The 15,940-nt window shown below is 69.8% G+C and carries 16 protein-coding genes; 8 read left to right on the top strand and 8 right to left on the bottom strand.

The window, feature by feature from the left end; all coding sequences use genetic code 11:
* Nucleotides 1-6 precede the first annotated feature (6 nt).
* A complete protein-coding gene (locus H5411_RS06820; RefSeq protein ID WP_101439783.1) occupies nucleotides 7-1,122 on the top strand; it encodes an LLM class flavin-dependent oxidoreductase in 1,116 nt (371 codons plus the stop codon).
* A gap of 16 nt (nucleotides 1,123-1,138) precedes the next feature.
* Nucleotides 1,139-2,461, top strand: a complete 1,323-nt coding sequence (locus H5411_RS06815) for an NtaA/DmoA family FMN-dependent monooxygenase (RefSeq protein WP_208637540.1) — start codon at nucleotides 1,139-1,141, stop codon at nucleotides 2,459-2,461.
* Here H5411_RS06815 and H5411_RS06810 read toward each other — a convergent pair.
* From H5411_RS06810 to H5411_RS06790, 5 genes are read right to left on the bottom strand one after another with little or no spacing between them, the layout of a single operon-like run.
* Nucleotides 2,458-3,432: an amidohydrolase family protein gene (locus H5411_RS06810; RefSeq protein WP_101439781.1), complete on the bottom strand. Its 975-nt coding sequence runs from the start codon at nucleotides 3,430-3,432 to the stop codon at nucleotides 2,458-2,460. The genes H5411_RS06815 and H5411_RS06810 overlap by 4 nt on opposite strands.
* 2 nt (nucleotides 3,433-3,434) lie before the next feature.
* Nucleotides 3,435-3,959 carry a 3-hydroxyanthranilate 3,4-dioxygenase gene (locus H5411_RS06805; RefSeq protein WP_101439780.1) on the bottom strand — a complete coding sequence of 175 codons (525 nt, stop codon included), beginning with the start codon at nucleotides 3,957-3,959 and terminating at the stop codon, nucleotides 3,435-3,437.
* Nucleotides 3,956-4,381 (bottom strand): RidA family protein, encoded by a 426-nt coding sequence (locus H5411_RS06800; protein ID WP_101439779.1) that lies wholly within the window; start codon nucleotides 4,379-4,381, stop codon nucleotides 3,956-3,958. The genes H5411_RS06805 and H5411_RS06800 overlap by 4 nt, the downstream gene beginning before the upstream one ends.
* 2 nt (nucleotides 4,382-4,383) lie before the next feature.
* The gene (locus H5411_RS06795; protein ID WP_101439778.1) at nucleotides 4,384-5,118 is read right to left on the bottom strand and encodes a 2-keto-4-pentenoate hydratase; all 735 of its coding nucleotides are present in this window, start codon (nucleotides 5,116-5,118) and stop codon (nucleotides 4,384-4,386) included.
* On the bottom strand, nucleotides 5,115-6,572 hold the full coding sequence (locus H5411_RS06790) for a 2-hydroxymuconic semialdehyde dehydrogenase (RefSeq protein ID WP_101439777.1): 1,458 nt from the start codon (nucleotides 6,570-6,572) through the stop codon (nucleotides 5,115-5,117). The genes H5411_RS06795 and H5411_RS06790 overlap by 4 nt, the downstream gene beginning before the upstream one ends.
* A 247-nt stretch (nucleotides 6,573-6,819) precedes the next feature.
* On the opposite strand from H5411_RS06790, the gene H5411_RS06785 reads away from it, so the two are divergent.
* Together H5411_RS06785 and H5411_RS06780 are read left to right on the top strand one after the other, a co-directional pair.
* Nucleotides 6,820-7,746 (top strand): LysR substrate-binding domain-containing protein, encoded by a 927-nt coding sequence (locus H5411_RS06785; protein ID WP_101439776.1) that lies wholly within the window; start codon nucleotides 6,820-6,822, stop codon nucleotides 7,744-7,746.
* A 73-nt stretch (nucleotides 7,747-7,819) separates the two neighbouring features.
* Nucleotides 7,820-8,464 (top strand): cysteine hydrolase family protein, encoded by a 645-nt coding sequence (locus H5411_RS06780; protein ID WP_101439775.1) that lies wholly within the window; start codon nucleotides 7,820-7,822, stop codon nucleotides 8,462-8,464.
* Nucleotides 8,465-8,539: 75 nt separating this feature from the next.
* On the opposite strand, the gene H5411_RS06775 is transcribed toward H5411_RS06780, so the two are convergent.
* Nucleotides 8,540-9,703, bottom strand: coding sequence for an FAD-dependent monooxygenase (locus tag H5411_RS06775; protein WP_101439774.1), 1,164 nt, complete (start codon nucleotides 9,701-9,703; stop codon nucleotides 8,540-8,542).
* 71 nt (nucleotides 9,704-9,774) lie between these two features.
* Here H5411_RS06775 and H5411_RS06770 point away from each other — a divergent pair, with 71 nt between their 5' ends.
* Nucleotides 9,775-10,338, top strand: coding sequence for a TetR/AcrR family transcriptional regulator (locus tag H5411_RS06770; protein ID WP_208637539.1), 564 nt, complete (start codon nucleotides 9,775-9,777; stop codon nucleotides 10,336-10,338).
* Between the two features lie 14 nt (nucleotides 10,339-10,352).
* Here the strand turns inward: H5411_RS06770 and H5411_RS06765 are convergent, their stop codons facing one another.
* Together H5411_RS06765 and H5411_RS06760 are read right to left on the bottom strand one after the other, a co-directional pair.
* Entirely contained in the window at nucleotides 10,353-11,024 is a 672-nt protein-coding gene (locus tag H5411_RS06765) for a phosphonatase-like hydrolase (protein ID WP_101439772.1), read from the bottom strand.
* Nucleotides 11,021-12,010: a phosphotransacetylase gene (locus H5411_RS06760; protein ID WP_101439771.1), complete on the bottom strand. Its 990-nt coding sequence runs from the start codon at nucleotides 12,008-12,010 to the stop codon at nucleotides 11,021-11,023. Before H5411_RS06760 ends, H5411_RS06765 begins: the two co-directional genes overlap by 4 nt.
* Before the next feature lie 204 nt (nucleotides 12,011-12,214).
* Here H5411_RS06760 and ald point away from each other — a divergent pair, with 204 nt between their 5' ends.
* From ald to H5411_RS06745, 3 genes are all read left to right on the top strand, one after another.
* On the top strand, nucleotides 12,215-13,330 hold the full coding sequence (ald, locus tag H5411_RS06755) for an alanine dehydrogenase (RefSeq protein WP_101439770.1): 1,116 nt from the start codon (nucleotides 12,215-12,217) through the stop codon (nucleotides 13,328-13,330).
* 92 nt (nucleotides 13,331-13,422) lie between these two features.
* Nucleotides 13,423-14,886 (top strand): MocR-like pyridoxine biosynthesis transcription factor PdxR, encoded by a 1,464-nt coding sequence (gene pdxR, locus H5411_RS06750; protein WP_101439769.1) that lies wholly within the window; start codon nucleotides 13,423-13,425, stop codon nucleotides 14,884-14,886.
* A 62-nt stretch (nucleotides 14,887-14,948) separates the two neighbouring features.
* Nucleotides 14,949-15,920 carry an SDR family NAD(P)-dependent oxidoreductase gene (locus H5411_RS06745; RefSeq protein WP_101439768.1) on the top strand — a complete coding sequence of 324 codons (972 nt, stop codon included), beginning with the start codon at nucleotides 14,949-14,951 and terminating at the stop codon, nucleotides 15,918-15,920.
* The last annotated feature ends 20 nt before the right edge of the window (nucleotides 15,921-15,940 follow it).

The following is a 15,940-nucleotide window of genomic DNA, read 5'->3' as shown; positions in this document are numbered from 1 at the left end:
CGCAGCATGACAGGGCACACCGGACCACGGCTCGCCGTCGCGCTGGAAGGCGCGGGCTGGCATCCGGCCGCGTGGCGCGAACCGGACGCCCGCCCGGCCGACCTGCTCACCGCCGGATACTGGGCCGAGCTGGTGCGGGAGGCCGAAGCCGCGCACCTGGACTTCGTCACCTTCGAGGACTTCCTCTCCCTGCGCGGCCCCTCCGAGCCGACGGCCCGCGACGACCGCGCGCAAACCCGCCTCGACGCCGTGCTGGTCGCCTCGCGGATCGCGCCGCTGACGTCGCACATCGGCTTGGTCCCGACCGCCGTGGTCACCCACACGGAGCCGTTCCATCTGTCGAAGGCGATCGCGACGCTCGATTACGTCAGCACCGGCCGAGCCGGCGTCCGCGTGCAGGTTTCCGGGAGTGCGGAAGAGTTCCGGCACTTCGGCCGCCGCACGCCGCCGGAGGTTCCCGAGCTCTTCGAGGAAGCCGCCGATTACGTCGAGGTGCTGCGCCGGTTGTGGGACAGCTGGGAGGACGACGCCGAGATCCGCGACGTCGCGACCGGCCGGTTCATCGACCGGGACAAACTGCACTACATCGACTTCGAGGGCCGCTGGTTCTCCGTCAAAGGACCGTCCATCACTCCGCGTCCGCCGCAGGGCCAGCCGATTGTCGCCGCGCTGGCGCACGGCCCCGACGCCTACCGCCTCGCCGCCCGCCAGGCCGACGTCGTGTACGTGACCCCGAACGACCGCGCGCACGCCGCGTCGATCATCGACGAAATCGGTGCGCCCATTCAGGTTTTCGCCGACCTCGTGGTCTTCCTCGACGAGACCGAGCAGGCCGCGGCCGACCGCAAAGCCCGCCTGGACGACCGTGCCGAGTTCACCTCGGACGCCCACGTCTTCACTGGCACCCCGGCTCAGCTGGCCGACCTCCTGCTCGACTGGCACACCGCCGGCCTGACCGGTTTCCGGCTGCGCCCGGGCGCCGTGCCGCACGACCTGACCGCCATCACCCGCGCCCTGGTCCCCGAACTGCGCGACCGCGGCGCGTTCCGCACCGGATACGAGGCCTCGACCCTGCGCGGGCTGCTCGGCCTGCCGCGCCCGGCCAACCGCTACGCCGCCTGAGTCCCGGGAGATTTCCATGACTGCCAAGCAAATCCACCTCGCCGCGCACTTCCCCGGGGTCAACAACACGACCGTGTGGAGCGATCCCGAAGCGGGCAGCCACATCGAGTTCAGCTCGTTCGTCAAGCTGGCCCAGACCGCCGAACGCGCGAAGTTCGACTTCTTCTTCCTCGCCGAAGGCCTGCGGTTGCGCGAACAGGGCGGCCACATCTACGACCTCGACGTCGTGGGCCGCCCGGACACCTTCACCGTGCTGTCCGCGCTGGCTGCCGTCACCGACCGCCTCGGCCTGGCGGGCACGATCAACTCCACGTTCAACGAACCGTTCGAGGTGGCCCGGCAATTCGCCTCCCTCGACCACCTTTCCGCAGGCCGGGCGGCGTGGAACGTCGTCACGTCCTGGGACGCCTTCACCGGCGAAAACTTCCGCCGCGGCGGCTTCCTGCCGCAAGATCAGCGCTACTCGCGCGCCGAAACCTTCCTGCGCACGGCGTGGGAGCTCTTCGACTCCTGGCGCGGCGACGAACTCCTCGCGGACAAGGAATCCGGCCGCTTCCTGGCCGGCGGCGGCGACTTCGCCCACCACGACGAGCACTTCGACATCTCCGGCCGCTTCCCGGTCCCGCGCAGCCCGCAAGGCCGCCCGGTCACCATCCAAGCCGGCGATTCGGAGGAAGGCCGCGAATTCGCCGCCGCGACCGCCGACGCCATCTTCACCCGCCACGGCACTCTCGAAGCAGGCCAAGCGTTCTACTCCGACGTCAAGGGCCGCCTGGCGAAATACGGCCGCTCCCCGCACGAACTGGTCATCCTCCCCGCCGCGACCTTCGTCCTCGGCGACACCGACGCCGAAGCGCACGAACTCGCCCACGAAGTCCGGTTGCAGCAGGTGAGCGAGCAGACCGCGATCAAGTTCCTCGAGCAGCTCTGGAACACCGACCTCAGCGACCACGACCCGAACGGCCCGCTGCCGTCGTTCGACCCGGTGGTCGGCGACCTGATCTCGAAGGGCCGCGCGAGCGTCCGCATGTACCGCGACCCGGTCGCGACCGCCCGCGAATGGCGCCAGCTCGCGGAAGCGAAGCACCTGTCGAGCCGGGAACTGATCATCGAGGTCACCGGACGGCAGAACTTCATCGGCTCCGCCGAGACGGTCGCGTCCGCGATGAACGAACTCGTGCAGGCCGACGCGTCGGACGGGTTCATCCTGGTCCCGCACGTGACACCGGGCGGGCTCGACCAGTTCGCCGACCAGGTGGTGCCGAGGCTGCAGGAACGAGGGGTGTTCCGGGAGGACTACAGCGGACCTACGCTGCGGGACCACCTCGGGCTGGACTAGCCCAAGAACCGCTGTGCGTTCCCCCGCAGTACCAGCTCCCGCGCGGGCTCGTCGAGGAACTCCGCCCGCCGCACCACCCCGCCGGCCGGACGTTCCCCCAGCGGATACGGGTAATCGCTCCCCACCATCACCTGCTCGGCCCCGAGGGTGTCCACCAGATTCCGCAGCGCCGACTCGCTGAACACCACCGAGTCGACGCTGAACCGCCCGACATACTCCGACGGCGGCTTCTCCGACGTGGCAATGACGTCCGCCCGCTGATGCCACGCGTTCTCCAGCCGCCCCAGCCAGAACGCGAACGACCCGCCCCCGTGCGCGAAACAGATCCGCAGGCTGTCGGGCACCCGGTCGAACACCCCGCCAAGCACCATCGCGATGATCGACAGATGCGTCTCGGCGGGCATCCCGGTCAGCCACCGCGCCATCCAGCGGTCCAGCCGCGGCGCGAGCGGCATGTCCCACGGGTGCACGAACACCGGCACGCCGAGCGACGCCGCGTGCTGCAGGAACGTCACCACCCCCGCGTCGTCGAGGTCGCGGTCGCCGACGTGGTTGCCGATCTCCACGCCCCGGTGCCCGGCCCCGACCGCGCGGTCCAGTTCGCGGCACGCGGCGTCGGTGTCCTGCAACGGAACCTGGCAGAACGGGATCAGCCGGTCCGGCGCGGGCGCGCAGATCTCCAGCGCGAGATCGTTGAACACCCGGGCGATCTTCTCGCCGTGCCCCGGGCTCGTCTCGTAGCCGAAGAACACCGGCGTCGGCGACACCACCTGCGCCTCGACCCCGTCGGCGTCCATGTCGCGCAGCCGCACCGACGCGTCCCAGCAGTCCGACCGCACCCGGCGGAACTCCTCCGAACCGACCATGATCATCGCCTCGCGCTCGGATTCCGGGCGCAGCCACGGCATCCCCTCGCCCAGATCGGGCCAGCCGTGCGGAACGAAATGGCTGTGGACGTCGATCGCGCGCACGCTCAGCCCTTCCCGGGGTGCAGCGTCCCGCAGTTCCCGCAGGTCCGGGCCTCCTCGGACGCGTAGAACCGCTCGAACACCGGCGGCAGATCGCCGACGATGTCACGCACCTGCAGCTCCACCTCGTGCACCTTCGCGTCGCACTCCACGCAGAACCACACGAACTTCTCCAGCGTCCCCTCCTCCCGGATGCGCTCGATCACGATCCCGATCGAACCCTCCTGCGGACGCTGCGGCGAATGGTGCACGTTCCGCGGCAGCATCCACATCTCGCCCTCGCGGATGTCGACGCGCCGCGGGCCGTCCTCGGTCATCAGATTGACGTGCATGTCGCCCTTGTACTGGTAGAACCACTCCTCGTACGGGTCCAGGTGGTAGTCGGTGCGCTGATTCGGCCCGCCCACCACCTGCACGATGAAATCCCCCATCGGCGCCCACATCTGCCTGTTGTTCACCGGCGGCTTCAGCTCGTCCTCGTGCTCCTCGATCCACGCGGCGAAATCGAACACGGGCGGAATGGCAGTCATCGTTCCTCCTTGCCGGAGACCCGGGCAATCGCCTGGATCTCGATGAGCAGATGCGGATGCGGCAACTGGTGCACCGCGACGGTCGTGCGCGCCGGGCCGTTCTCGTCGAAGAATTCGCCGTAGACCTCGTTGTAGCCGCCGAAATCGTTCATGTTGACCAGAAAGACCGTCAGCTGCGCGAGGTCTTCGAGTCCCGCCCCGGCCGCGGCCAGGATGTCGCGGATGTTCTCGATGACCGCGCGAGTCTGCGCTCGGATGTCCAAACTGGTCACGCCGAACTGATCGGCCTCCGCGCCGGCGAACGTGTTGTCCGGCCGCCTGCTGCTGGTGCCGGAGACGAACACGAGGTCCCCGACGACCTTGACGTGCGGGAACCGCCCGCGCGGCGTCGCCTTCCCGGCGACGACATTGGCTTGCGCCACGCTCAATCCTCCTTGGTGCGAACGGAAACCGAACCGAGCCCGGCGACCCGAGCCTCGACCTGCGTTCCTGCTTTCAGCGCAACAGCCGCGGTCGCCGCACCGGCCAGGAGCACCGACCCGCCGAGCAGGCGGTGCCCGTATGCGGCGGCCATTCGCTGTGCCGCGGGGAGCGCTCGCAGAGGGTCGCCGAGAATGTCAGTGGTCGAGCCGGACGCGACGATCTCGCCGTCGAAGAGCAGGTCAACGGCCAGCGCGTCCACCCGGTCGAGCTGGGTCCACGGCCCGAGCACGAACGCGGACGCCGAGGTGTTGTCGGCGACGACGTCGGCCAGGCTGAACCGGAAGTCGCGGTACCGGCTGTCGATGATCTCCAGCGCGGGTGCGACGGCGACCAGCTCGGCGTCCGGCCCGAGCCGGAACGCGACCTCGGGTTCGATCCGCGGATGCACACCGTGGCGGACGGCGAACGTTCCGCCGTCCTCGATCCGCATGCGGTCAGTCAGCGAACCGATGATGACGTCGGAGACGCCCATCTGCTCGGCCTTCGCCTTGCTCGTGAAACCCAGCTTGACTCCGGCCAGCCGCTCGCCGCGTCGCTCGCGCAGCGCGATCCCGGCGTGCTGCACGGCGTACGCGGTCTCCAGGCTCATCGGCCCGTCGCTGGTGAGCTGCGGGATCGCCTGCCCAGTGGCGGTCGCCCGGTCAAGCAGTTCGGCACGTTCCTCAACGGTGGTCATAGCTGCACGCACACATTCGTCGGCTGGGTATAGAAGTGCATCGAGTGCAGGCCGCCCTCCCGGCCGATGCCGGAAAGCCCGACGCCGCCGAACGGCGAGCGGAGGTCGCGCAGATACCAGGTGTTGACCCAGGCCATCCCGACCCGCATCTGCTGCGCGACCCGGTGGCCGCGCTCGAGGTTCGTCGTCCATACGGCGGCGGCGAGCCCGTAGTCGGTGTCGTTCGCCAGCCGGACGGCTTCGTCTTCGGTGTCGAACGGGATCAGCGCCGCGACCGGTCCGAAGACCTCCTCGCGCACGACCCGCGCGGAGTTGTCCAGTCCGGTCCACAGTGTCGGTTCGATCCACGACCCGCCCGCGAGGTCCGGCCCGAGTTCCGGGACCGAACCGCCGGTCAGCACCGTCGCCCCCTCAGCGACCGCGAGGTCCAAATAGGACTGGACTTTCTTCCGGTGCTGTTGGGAGATCAACGGCCCGGTCGTGGTCTCCGGATCGCCCGGTCGTCCCAGCCGCAACGCCGCCGCCCGCTCGGCGAGCCCGTTCGCGACCGCGTCGAAAACGGACCGCTCGACATAGACCCGTTCCGTGCACAGGCACACCTGCCCGGTGTTCAGGAAAACCGAGCGCGCGAGTCCGTCGAGGGTCTTTTCGAGATCGCAATCCGCGAACACCACCGCCGCGTTTTTTCCGCCCAGTTCAAAGGAAACCGGCCGGACCGACGGAGCGACTGCCCGCATGATCGCCGAGCCGGTCCGGGATTCGCCGGTGAACGTCACGCCGTCGATGCCGCGGTGCGTGGTGAGGTACTCCCCGGCGGAGTCCGGTCCGAAGCCGTGAACGACGTTATACACCCCGGCCGGCGCGCCAGCCTCCGCGATGACCTCGGCGAGCAAGGCCGCCGTCGACGGCGTCTCCTCCGACGGTTTGACCACCACCGCGTTGCCGCACGCGAGCGCGGGTGCGACCTTCCAGGTCAACAGCAGCAGCGGCAGGTTCCACGGCACGATCACCGCGACGACGCCCAGCGGCTTGGGCACCGCGTAGTTCAGCGCCTTGCGGCCGTTCGGCAGCTCGGTCAGGAAGGAGTCGAGACCGGCCGCCGCGATCGTGTCGGCGAAGGAACGGAAGTTCGTCGCCGCCCGGGCGACGTCCAGGTCGCGGGCCAGGTGCTCCGGCTTGCCGGTGTCGCGGACCTCCGCGGCGACGAAATCCTCGAACCGCTCCTCGATCCGGTCGGCGATCCGGCGCAGCAACGCGGTGCGCTCGGCCACCGAAGCGCGTCCCCACGGGCCGTCCAGCGCCGCACGAGCAGCAGCGACCGCGGCGTCGACCACGTCCGGTCCGGCCTCGTGGACGTGTGCGACGAGCGACCCGTCGACCGGGTCGATCTTCTCGAAGGTGCGCCGCCCGGCGACCCGGGTCCCGCCGACGACGTTGTGGAGTTCCGCAGCCATGAAGCTGACCGTAGGGACGCCAGGAATGCCTGGCCAATGCTCTTTGCCGCCGCTGCCATGACCGTCCGGGCATAGCCGGTTCGGCAGAGCAAAGCCTTTCACGCACCTCGACGCGCCGCTTCGTCCTGGACCGTCGTGCCCGGCCGGAACCGCTTCGGCGTCTTCCTCGACCTCGCCGACCCCGGGTCCGCGCTCAGCTCGTCCGCCCGTGACGCCGGAACCCGGCCCGGCCAGTAATGTCGCCGGAATGGACATGCCCCGCCTGCTCGACGGCCGCCTCAAGCTCAGGCACCTCGTGCTGGTGGACACCCTCACCGAGCAGGGCAGCGTCGTCGGCGCGGCCGCCGCACTCCACGTGACTCAGCCGGTCGTCACGCGCGGCCTGCACGATCTCGAAGCGATCCTCGGCGTGCCGCTCTACGAACGCGGGCCGCGCGGGATCACGCCGACCGAGTTCGGGACCGCGTTCACCGAGCACGCGCGCGCCGTGCTCGCCCAGCTGACCCACGCGGCACGGCACGTTGTGGAAATCGCTGACGCGACCCGCGGCCGGGTCGTCGCGGGCATCCACCTCGCCGGCTCGAACTTGTTGCTGCCGCGGGCGATCGCGCACCTCAAGGAGGACCATCCGCTGGTCACCGTCGTCGTCCGGGAGGGCACGCCGGAGTCGCTGCTCGTGGAGCTGACCGCGGGCCGGGTGGACGTCATCGTCGGCCGGCTGAGCGGCCCCGGCACGGAAGGCACCCGGCGGCGAGCGCTGTACCAGGAGTCGATCCGGGTAGTCGCCGGCGCGCACCATCCGCTCGCCGCGCGCGACAACGTCTCGCTGGAGGATCTGGCGGAGTTCCCGTGGATCGTGCCCGGCACCGAAACGATGCTGCGCCAGGAGCTGGAAAGCCTCTTCGCCCAGCACGGTCTTGACCTGCCCGCCAACCGCGTCGAGGCGACGTCGTTTCTCACGGTCCGGCAGCTGCTCACCGAAACCGCCATGGTCGCCGCGCTCCCCGGCCTTCTCGGGATGGACGACCCGCGGCTGGTCACGCTGCCGACGCCGCTGGAGAACATCGGGCACAGCGTCGGCCTGACGCTAGCCGCCGGGCGCAGGCTCAATCCGGCCACCCAGGCACTGATCGAGTCCCTGCACACGGTCGCGGCGCAGATCGAAGACGCCTGACACCTTCTGTCGCTTTCTTGACGACCGACGGCAAACCGTGATACCTCATGGACCTCCGCGGAGGGAGCGTTCCATGGGTTACCGCTTGTCCACCGTCGATCCGGCCCGCACCGCGCTGGTCGTCATCGACATGCAGCACGACTTCCTGGCCCCGGGCGCCCCGCTGGAATCCCCGGCCGGACGCGCCATGATCCCCGTCCTCAACGACACCGTGCGGTTCTGCCGCGACGCGGGCATCCCGGTGTTCTTCACCGCGCACGTCCACCGTCCCGACGGCTCCGACATGGGCCGCTTCGCCGACCTGTACCCGCCGATCGCGCAAGGCCAAGCACTCATCGAAGGCACGCCCGGCGCCGCGCTGTACTCCGAAGTGGACCGCCGCCCGGACGAACCGCTGATCCCCAAGCACCGCTACAGCGCCTTCTTCGGCACCGATTTCGAAATGCAGCTCCGCGGACGAGGTGTGGACACCCTGGTCGCCACCGGAGTGACGACCGAGGACTGCGTCCACGCCACCATCCGCGACGCGATGTTCCGCGACTTCCGCACCGCAGTGCTGTCGGACGCGTGCGCCACCTACGACCACCCGGATCTGGGCCACGGCGCGATGTCCGCCGCCGAGGTGCACGCGGCGACGCTGGTCGTCCTCGCCCAGTCGACCGCGGACGTGCTGACGAGTGCCGAGTTCAAGGCTCTCGCGGAAAAGGGAGCCGCCTAGCAACGCCCCTGCGTTTCACCGACTCGACGTCCCCCCGCACCGGCCGAGGCCGAACCTTCGCGGAACGGGGTCCGGTTAGCCGCGCCCGGCCGTCGCCAGCGCGTCATGGGAGTGAATCCACTCCAGCGTCTCGCCGATCCGCCGGAGCGCAACATCCCTCGCGTCTGCCGCCGGACCGTCCGGCACATGCAGCAGCGCATTAGCCACCCACGAACTCCGCTGGACCGCCCGGGTCCGCGGCCGCCGCAGCTTCTCGTACCGGGCGAGCGCCGCCTCGCGGGAATCGCTCGCCAGGCACTCGGCGAGCGTCACCGCGTCCTCGATCGTCTGATTGGCACCCTGCCCATGATGCGGCAGCATCGCGTGCGCGGCGTCGCCGAGGAGCACCACTCCGCCGCGATGCCAGCGGTTGAGCGGATACTGGCCGAACAACCCCCACCGCTGCTGCAGAGTCGTCGCGCCGACCATCTCGCGCACCGCCGGATGCCAGCCCTCAAAAGCCGCGTCGATGCGCTCCCGAGGAATGTCCTCCGTCCACGACTCCCGCTCCCAAGCGTCCGGTTCGTCCAGCACCGCAAGGAAATTCACCACCGACCCGTCGCCGATCGGGTAGTGCAGCAGATGCCCGCCGGGCCCCATCCAGAACTGGATCGCCCCGGCATCCGGCAACGACGGCAGCTGTTCAACCGGCACCAGCCCGCGAAAGCCGCTCGAACCCGAATACCGGGCAAGCGGCGCGGGTTCGACCCACTCGCGAACGGTCGAATGCACCCCGTCCGCACCCACCACGACATCAGCGGTTTCGCTTGCGCCATCGGCGAACTCGAGCCGGTACCGCGGCCCGTCCTCGACCACTCCGGTCACCTGGCGTCCAAGATGGACATTCCCGCACGCGCCGGCGAGGATCCGCTGCAAATCCGCCCGATGCACCCCGAAATACGGCCCGGCGAACCGTTCCTCGTAGCTGTCCCCGACCGGATACGCGACCACCCGGCGCCCGCCCCGCCAATGCCGGTAGACCAGCTCCGTCGGCACCGCCGAACACGCGGACAGCTCGTCCCTCAACCCGAGCCGCGCCAAGACCCGGGAACCGTTGGCGGACAAGGCCACCGCGGCCCCGATCTCGCGCAGTTCGGCCGACCGCTCGTACACCTCCGCGCCGATCCCGCGCTCCCGCAACGCGAGCGCGAGCGTCAGCCCGCCGATCCCGCCGCCGACTATCGCCACCGAAAGCGCCATGAGCCCTCCTCGCCGTGTACCGATCGGTACAAGGTTGGACGGTACGATGTACCGATCGGTACAGTCAAGAGGTGGACTCCGGAACCGGCCGTCGCGCCGAGCTGCTGCAGCAAGCCGTGGACTACCTCGCGACGCACGGCATCGCGGACCTGTCGCTCGCCCCGATGGGCGAAGCACTGGGGACGAGCAAGCGCATGCTGCTGTACTACTTCGGCAGCCGGGAAAACCTGATCACCGAAGCGATCGCCGCGAGCCGCCCGGACGTCACCGAACTCTTCCACTCAGTGCACGACGAGAAATCCCTCAGCGCCGCAGCACACGCCCTGTGGCACGCGATCACCCGAGGCCGCCAGCAACGGCCGATCCACATCCTGTTCCAGGTACTGGCGCTGGCCCCGACCCAGCCGGAGCGGTACCTGACGGTGGCTCGGGAAGCGATCACCGCGATGGTGGAGCCGTTGGTGCCGGTGTACCGGAAGCTGGGCTACCCCGAACCCGAGGCAGCCGCGCGGGCGAGCTTGCTGATCTCCGGCCTGCGCGGGTTGTGCCTGGACCGGATCGTGACCGGAGACGAGGAGAGGATCGAGATCGCGGCACGAGCGTTGATCGCTACCGCGGTGGCTCCACCCGCCTGACCGACGACGCCTCGCTAACGCTCAAGAACCCCCGGCAACTCCGCCACCGAGCCCAGCACATGCGTCGCCCCGTGGGCCCGCAACGTCGCCTCGTCATGCGCCCCGGTCAGCACCCCCGCCGCCACCGACGCTCCTGCTCGGCGGCCGGTCAGCATGTCGAACCCGGTATCCCCCGCCACCGCGACCGCGCGCACGTCAGTAATCCCCAAGCGCAGCACCGCAGTCAGCACCATGTCCGGGAACGGCCGCCCTCGTCCGCCCGCGTCCGCCGGGCATACCACCAGATCCGCCAGTTCCGTCCACCCGAGCCGCGCCAGCAGCGCATCCCGAGTCCGAGCCGAGAACCCCGTGCTCAAGCACACCCGACGCCCCTGGGCGCGCAACTTGTCGATTGCTTCCTCCGCACCGGGCAGCGGCTCAGCGACCTCAATCGCCCGCGAAGCGAACGCGCTCTCGAAAACCCGGTTCGCCTTCTCCGCAACACCTTCGGCCGGGAACAGCGCCCGGAAGACCTCGATTTTCGACTGCCCCATGGTGTCCCGGACGTAGGCATCCACATCCTCGCGCTCCGGCGAGTCCGCGGGCACCCCCACCGCCTCCAGCGCCGCCGAAAACGCCGCCTCGACCGCGCCGTCGTCGCGGACCGTTGTGCCTGCCATGTCCAGCACGACCAGTTCCACGTTCATCGGACCTTCTCCACTTCCCGCCCGGTCACCGCGTGCACCGCGCTGATCAGGGCCATCGTCTCGATGTCAGCCGCGCTGCAGCCGCGCGACAGGTCGTGCAGCGGCGCTGCGACGCCTTGCAGGATCGGCCCGAGCGCGGTCGCTCCGCCGAGGCGTTCTGCGATCTTGTAAGCGATGTTCCCCGCGTCGAGATTGGGGAACACCAACACATTCGCCCGCCCAGCCACGGTCGAACGCGGTGCCTTCGCGATCCCCACTGCGTCGACGACAGCGGCGTCGAACTGCAACTCGCCATCCACATCAACGCCAGGAAGCCGTTCCCGCACCAGCGAAGTCGCCTGACGAACCTTGTCCACCGCGGAATGCTTGGCACTGCCTTGCGTGCTGAACGACAGCATCGCCACGACCGGCTCGGTTCCGGTCAGCGCGCGGTGCGTTGACGCCGCGCCCACGGCGATATCGGCCAGCGCGTCCGCATCCGGCTCGGGAACCACCGCGCAGTCAGCGAAAGTGAGCGATCGGCCGTCCTGCAACAACATCAGGAAACAACTGCTGAGAGTCCGCACTCCGGGAGCGAGTCCGACGATCCGCAAACCCGCCCGGAGGACATCGGACGTCGGCCGCGTCGCACCCGCCAGGCACGCGTCCACCCGGCCGAGCGCGAGAAGCGCGGCGGAAAGCGCGACCGGATCGGCGCGGACCGTGTCGACCCGGTCGGGGAAGGACGTGGCCAGCCGCGCCAGGACCGCGTCGTCGGCGGCCAGGGCGGCAGTGTCCAGGAAAGGAGGCGCCGGAAAGCCCAGCTCGGCCGCGACAGCGGCGATCTCCGCCGACGGACCCACCAGCACCGGCTCGACCTCACCCCGCTCGACCAGGTGCGCGGCCGCGGTGACGGCGCGCGGGTCAGCACCGTCGGCCAGCGCGATCCGCGGCCGGGCGTCGCCGACGCGTTCCCGCCAGGTCTCGGCCAGAGGGGCCATGGTCATCTCGCAAACTCCCTCGCGGACGGCAGTGCTGCCCGAGCAGGATCTCGGCCGCTGGCCCCCAGCGACAGAGCCAGAAATGTCCCCGTTGACAGGTCCAGAAGCCGCGCGGACTGGACCCGTCGACCGAGCGGTTTCTGGCACTTTCGCGGTGGCCAGTCCTCCCGCACTCTCGGTCGCACCACACACGGCAGATGGGAGCAGGCGATGAAGATCGGTGTGCCTCGCGAGGTCAAGAACCACGAATACCGGGTGGCGGCGACGCCGGCCGGAGTGCACGAGTTCACCTCGGCCGGCCACGAGGTCTTCGTGGAACGCGGCGCGGGCGAGGGCTCGTCCATCCGCGACGAGGACTACGCGGCCGCCGGCGCGAAGCTGCTCGACCACGCGGACGACGTGTGGGGCACCGCGGAAATGGTCCTGAAGGTCAAGGAGCCGGTCGCCGAGGAGTACCACCGGCTGCGGTCCGACCAGCTGCTGTTCACCTACCTGCACCTCGCCGCGAGCGAGCCGTGCACCAAGGCGCTGCTCGACGCGGGCACGACGTCGGTGGCCTACGAAACGGTCCAGCTGCCGAACGGCTCCCTGCCGCTGCTGTTTCCGATGAGCGAGGTGGCCGGACGGCTCGCCCCGCAGGTCGGAGCGCAGACGCTGATGCGCGTCAACGGCGGCCGCGGCGTGCTGATCGGCGGCGTCTCCGGGGTGCCGCCGGCCCGCGTGGTCGTGCTGGGCGCGGGCGTCGCCGGGATGAACGCGGTCGCCGTCGCGGCCGGGACCTGGGGCGACGTCGTGCTGTTCGACAAGAACGTGGACAAACTCCGCGCCGCCGACCGCATGTACCAGGGCCGCATCCGCACAGCCGCGGCGAATGCCTACGCGATCGAGCAGGCCGTACTCGAGGCCGACCTGGTGATCGGCGCGGTGCTCGTCCCGGGCGCGAAGGCCCCGAGCCTGGTGTCCAACGAAACGGTCTCGCGGATGAAGCCGGGCAGCGTGCTGGTGGACATCTCGATCGACCAGGGCGGCTGCTTCGAGGACTCGCGCCCGACGACCCACGCCGAGCCGACCTTCCGGGTGCACGAATCGGTGTTCTACTGCGTGGCCAACATGCCCGGTGCCGTCCCGCACACCTCCACGCACGCGCTCACCAACGTCACGCTCCCCTACGCGCTCGAAATCGCGAACAAGGGCCTCCGCACGGCGGTGCAGGACACGCCCGAACTCCGCGGCGGCGTGAACACGGTGGCCGGGGCGCTGACCTACGAGCCGGTCGCCCGGGCGCACGGCCTGCCCGTCACCGACGTCGCCGACGCGCTGGCCTGAGCCGATCGGCGTGGCGTGGGGTGGGAAAACCGGCCACCGCGAGTTACGTTTCAGCCCACCCCGCTGCACGCCGGCCACTTGGGAGACCACCCTTGCCCCGCACGCTGATCGAGATCGACCGCTCGTCGGACGAACCGCTGTACCGCCAGGTCCGGCGGGCGATCGAGCACGGGATCGCCATCGGCACGTTCGACCCGGCCCGCCGGCTGCCCAGCTCGCGGGAACTGGCCGTCGAACTGGGCGTTTCCCGCAACACGATCAACCTCGCCTACCAGGAGCTGGTCGCCGAGGGCTACGTGGAAAGCCGCGAACGCAGCGGACTGTTCGTCAACGGCGAGATGCGCCCGCACTGCGCGGTGGAGGAACGGGACACCGAATCGCGGATCGACTGGGCGGGCCGGGTTCGCCGGTTCCCGGACGCCGGCGTCGCCCACATCGAGAAACGCACCGACTGGGCCAGCTACCCGTACCCGTTCCTCGCCGGGCAGGTCGACATCACCGCGTTCCCGGCCCGGTCCTGGACGCGCTGCCTCCGCGACTCCCTCTACCGGCCGCACGTCTTCCACAGCCTGCAGGACAGCGTCGGCTCCGACGACCCGATGCTGGTCGAAATGGTCTGCCGCCAGCTGCTGACCACCCGCGGCATCGAAGCGGACCCGGAAGAAGTGCTGATCACCGTCGGCTCGCAGCAGGGCCTCGACCTGCTCGGCCGCGTCCTGCTCGGGCCGGACCAGGTCGTGGGCATCGAAAACCCCGGTTACCTCGACGCCCGGCACATTTTCCTCCGCACCGGCGCCCGCGTGACCGGAATCGACGTCGACTCCCGCGGCCTGCAACCGCCCGAATCGCTCGACGGGATCGACCTTCTCTACCTCACCCCCAGCCATCAGCACCCGACCAACGCGACCCTCAGCATCGGCCGCCGCCGCCAGCTGCTCGCCCAGGCAGCGGCGTCCGGCACCGTGGTGGTCGAAGACGACTACGACAGCGAATTCCGCTACCAGGGCAGTCCCACCCCGGCGTTGAAGGCGCTCGACAACAGCGGCGACGCGGTCTACCTCGGCACCTTCTCCAAATTCCTCTCCCCCGGCCTGCGTCTCGGCTACCTGGTCGGGCCCCGGGAGCTGGTGCGCGCGCTGCGCGAGGCCCGCCGCTACGTCCTGCGCCATCCGCCCGGCCAGCTGCAACGGGCACTGGCGCTGCTCATCGAAAGCGGCGAGTACCACCGTTCGCTGCGCCGCTACCGTACGAAACTCATGCGCAAGTGGACCGCCACCTGCGCCGCGGTCACCGAATACCTGCCGTGGGCCCAGGGTCCGTACCCGCCCGGCGGCGTCAGCCTGTGGATGACCGGGCCGTCCGAACTGGACTGCCGGGTCCTGGTGGCGCGCGCGGAGGAACTGGGAGTCCTCATCGAACCCGGCGACATCTTCTTCCTCGGAGACGATCCGCCGCGCAACCACTTCCGCATCGGCTTCTCCGCCACCCCGCCGTCCGCGATCGACCCGGGGATCCGGCTGCTCGGAGACCTCTGCCGCGAGCTGCTCGGCGGCTGACCGGCGCCCGGGACCGGCCGCCGCGCCTCGATCCTTGACAACTACCTAAAATATATAACATATTGTGCGACGCACGGGAGGCCGTCGGCAGCCGATCCGAAGAAGGCCCCGAAGACGACGAGGAGAACCCCGAGATGCTGCGTTTCGACGGCAAAGTGGCACTGGTGACCGGCGGCGGACGCGGCCTGGGCCGTTCGCACGCCCTGCTCCTCGCCGCACGGGGCGCTTCGGTGCTCGTCAACGACCTGGGCGGCGACCCGACCGGTTCCGGCGCCAGCCCGAGCCCGGCCGACGAAGTCGTCGCCGAGATCAAGGCAGCGGGCGGCACCGCCGCCGCGAACCACGACGACGTCGCCGCCAACGCCGCATCCGTAGTGCAGGCCGCGATCGACGCGTTCGGAAAGCTCGACATCGTCGTGAACAACGCCGGCATCAACGTGCCCGCCCCGATCGGCTCGCCCGGCGCCGTCGACCAGATCCGGCGCCAGATGGAGGTCAACTTCTTCGGCACGGCCGCGATCGCCGCCGCCGCGTGGCCGCACCTGGCCGCCAGCGGGTCCGGCCGCATCGTCAACACCTCGTCGCCCACCATCGTCGGCTGGGAGGGCCAGACTCCCTACGTCACCTCCAAGGCCGCGGTCTTCGGGTTCACCCGGTGCCTCGCCCTGGAAGGCAAGGCGGCGGGCATCCGCGTGAACGCGATCGCGCCGACGGCCTACACCCGCTTGGCCGAGGAAGCCGACATTCCCGACTCGCTCAAGGAAACGCTGAAAGAGAAGATGACGCCGTCCATGGCTTCGCAGCTGGTCGCCTATTTCGCCCACGAAGACTGCGCGGTGACCGGCGAGACCTTCTTGACCCAGGGCGGGCACATGCAGCGCATCGCGCTCACGATGAACGAGGGCTACGCCAACCCGGACACCACCCCGGAGGACATCGCCGAACACCTCGCCGAGATCGTCGACGACGCGACCAGCAAGCCGCTCGGCATCGTGGGCAGCGAGGGCGAGGTCTCGCTGCTCGACATCGTCTAGCGCGCGCCCGCTTCTGGCAC

Origin of the sequence: Amycolatopsis echigonensis, from assembly GCF_014174495.1 — a bacterium.
Taxonomy (GTDB): domain Bacteria; phylum Actinomycetota; class Actinomycetes; order Mycobacteriales; family Pseudonocardiaceae; genus Amycolatopsis; species Amycolatopsis echigonensis.
Note: the sequence above shows the minus strand (reverse complement) of the source record. Positions and strands in the feature narration are given on the sequence as shown.

What these genes read in the sequence shown, in the direction of transcription:
- H5411_RS06795 (WP_101439778.1), bottom strand. Translation starts at nt 5,118, where the DNA reads ATGACCACCGTTGAGGAACGTGCCGAACTGCTTGACCGGGCGACCGCC.
- H5411_RS06790 (WP_101439777.1), bottom strand. Translation starts at nt 6,572, where the DNA reads ATGGCTGCGGAACTCCACAACGTCGTCGGCGGGACCCGGGTCGCCGGG.
- H5411_RS06785 (WP_101439776.1), top strand. Translation starts at nt 6,820, where the DNA reads ATGGACATGCCCCGCCTGCTCGACGGCCGCCTCAAGCTCAGGCACCTC.
- ald (WP_101439770.1), top strand. Translation starts at nt 12,215, where the DNA reads ATGAAGATCGGTGTGCCTCGCGAGGTCAAGAACCACGAATACCGGGTG.
- H5411_RS06815 (WP_208637540.1), top strand. Translation starts at nt 1,139, where the DNA reads ATGACTGCCAAGCAAATCCACCTCGCCGCGCACTTCCCCGGGGTCAAC.
- H5411_RS06775 (WP_101439774.1), bottom strand. Translation starts at nt 9,703, where the DNA reads ATGGCGCTTTCGGTGGCGATAGTCGGCGGCGGGATCGGCGGGCTGACG.
- H5411_RS06805 (WP_101439780.1), bottom strand. Translation starts at nt 3,959, where the DNA reads ATGACTGCCATTCCGCCCGTGTTCGATTTCGCCGCGTGGATCGAGGAG.
- H5411_RS06765 (WP_101439772.1), bottom strand. Translation starts at nt 11,024, where the DNA reads ATGAACGTGGAACTGGTCGTGCTGGACATGGCAGGCACAACGGTCCGC.
- H5411_RS06780 (WP_101439775.1), top strand. Translation starts at nt 7,820, where the DNA reads ATGGGTTACCGCTTGTCCACCGTCGATCCGGCCCGCACCGCGCTGGTC.
- H5411_RS06820 (WP_101439783.1), top strand. Translation starts at nt 7, where the DNA reads ATGACAGGGCACACCGGACCACGGCTCGCCGTCGCGCTGGAAGGCGCG.
- H5411_RS06760 (WP_101439771.1), bottom strand. Translation starts at nt 12,010, where the DNA reads ATGACCATGGCCCCTCTGGCCGAGACCTGGCGGGAACGCGTCGGCGAC.